This window comes from Prevotella sp. OH937_COT-195 (assembly GCF_003932845.1).
Taxonomy (GTDB): domain Bacteria; phylum Bacteroidota; class Bacteroidia; order Bacteroidales; family Bacteroidaceae; genus Prevotella.
The window spans coordinates 1-2053 of sequence record NZ_RQZH01000057.1; the positions used below are offsets into that span (position 1 = coordinate 1).

General features: G+C 34.7%; 2 protein-coding genes and 1 pseudogene. All 3 read right to left on the reverse strand.

Features of this window, described 5'->3' with window-relative positions; genetic code table 11:
* Nucleotides 1–1092: 1092 nt before the first annotated feature.
* Nucleotides 1093–1533, reverse strand: a complete 441-nt coding sequence (locus tag EII32_RS11135; protein ID WP_125235449.1) for a hypothetical protein — start codon at nucleotides 1531–1533, stop codon at nucleotides 1093–1095.
* The gene (locus tag EII32_RS11140) at nucleotides 1514–1825 is read right to left on the reverse strand and encodes a hypothetical protein (RefSeq protein ID WP_233582390.1); all 312 of its coding nucleotides are present in this window, start codon (nucleotides 1823–1825) and stop codon (nucleotides 1514–1516) included. The genes EII32_RS11135 and EII32_RS11140 overlap by 20 nt, the downstream gene beginning before the upstream one ends.
* Nucleotides 1815–2053: pseudogene (locus EII32_RS12605) on the reverse strand (hypothetical protein); the annotation flags it as partial. The gene EII32_RS11140 and the pseudogene EII32_RS12605, both read right to left, overlap by 11 nt.

A 2053-nucleotide genomic window follows, 5' to 3' on the forward strand; every position in this document is an offset into this window, starting at 1 on the left:
AGTTCCTTGCCGTTGTATTTGTAGGATTGGAAATCGCCGTTCAAGCCCTTGCCCATCAAACCACCGAAAGGGTAATAGTCGTTGCGTTCCTCCAAATTCCCATTCCCACACGACTCACCGCAAGTGTATTTCACAAATATATTATTGCTCATATTCATCTTATGCAACAAATTTAGCACATTATATTCTATTTAGCAAATTTAACTGTTCAAATCTTTATGTTATTTACATCCCGAATCAACTGCGTAGAGTCAACCAGCAAGTGCAAAATTATAATATTTGTTTGCAGAATTCCTTCTTAGGCGTAGAAAAGTTTAGTTTCTTCTTTGATCCTTCGTTCAAATTCTTCTGTATAGTCATAATTCTTTTATCATTACAGTTATCAAATGATTTTTTTTGGGGGGGGTATATTGCCTAATCAACTTGTTTGTATTCTCAATAGATCCCTTTTCCAAAGAGCAATACGGGACTGATATATTCTATATATCTGCCTTTATGCTCTAATTTTTAAAATTAGTCTTGATAATCAGATGATTATTTCGACAACTCACGTTCCGGAGCATTACTATGTTTCAAATAAATTATTTTTCAATTGTCAAAAGTAACTTGTCACACCCTCATTAAAGTTCATTTTTTGTAGTGGTAGGCAGGTGTGGGAGTGGTGGCGGTGTTTTGATGTTGTTCTTTTGGGTGGTTTGGTTCGAGGTAAGGAGTTGTTTATTAGTGGATTGGGCAGTTTAGGTGGTTGTTTTTAGTTGATTTTGGCGTTTAGTTATTGTTTTGTTGTGGGTATTTTACTCTTTTGTTTTAGTTTTTTTGCTTTTTTGTTTTGGGGGATAGGGGCATTTTGCTCTCTTTTTACCCCCTTTTCAATTCGCTAAAAAACCGATAAACAGAGGGTGCGGAGCGGCGGGCGAGCGGGCGGCATACAAGGCGGAAACCCCGACAGGGAGCGAGATATAACCACCTCGCCCCCCGCCGATAAATTTGATAGGAAACCGCTTTTTTAACCAAGCACATGGCGGATTTAAGTAAGTTTAACAGATACTCCCATAAAAAACAGCTCCACTTTTGCGAAACTGTTTTGCGATTTTACAATGAGCGGACTTTAATCTCATCCAAAACTTTGTCATAAATTCTCTTATTTCTTTTGGAAACATTGTCATAATATATTCTGACACCCTCAAAAACATCTTTTCTCCAAAATTTATTGTTTTCTACTCCAACGGATGTTTTTTTCTGATTTTTTACTTCTGTTTTTTGCGGGTGGTATTTATCTATTGGAATTTCCATCATTGAACCTTGAAAAACAATAATATATACGCTATCAACGAAGCTGTAAAAATAAATCACACCTTCTTCATAATTATCTTTTTGAATATGAAAAGGAGTGGGTAGTTTCATTTCGAATTCTTTTGATAAAAGTTTTTGACGCTCCAACTTAAAAGAAATATTTTCTTTTTTTATTATTGAGCACCCCAATAAAGCAAAACCAAATACTATAATTATTATTTTATGGATTTCTGTCTTCATAATTTTTGATTGCTTGTTTTTCAACTTTCTTTATTTGATTTTCAAGAGCAGTATTAGTTTGTCCAAAAATAAAGTATGGTACATTTATTTTTAAATCAGGGTCGTATTCAACACCTGTACCAACTACACCCTTTGTATGATTCGGATTTATAGACGGATTACTCTTACTCAATTCAAAAAAATACGCATGTCCGTAACCCTCGTGTGCTGTGTTCCTTGCTTGTGTTTTTTCATCTAAGAAAGAAGCTGTAAAAATATATACATTTTCATTCGGCGAAGGGTCATGTTCCATTCCGGGCATATTTGTAACTCCATAAAAAAAAATTATTAGGATTTTCGGGATTGCTTCCTTTCTCAAAAAACTTACTGCCATTTATATCTTGGTTTGCAACAGCAAATATATAACTTGTTTCGCTATTAGCTAATGCATGTAATGCCGTGAAGTTTTCCGAACTACCGCTATATTGATTTAACAAAGTAACATCTAACCTGCCATTATCGTCAAATCTCACATATTTAG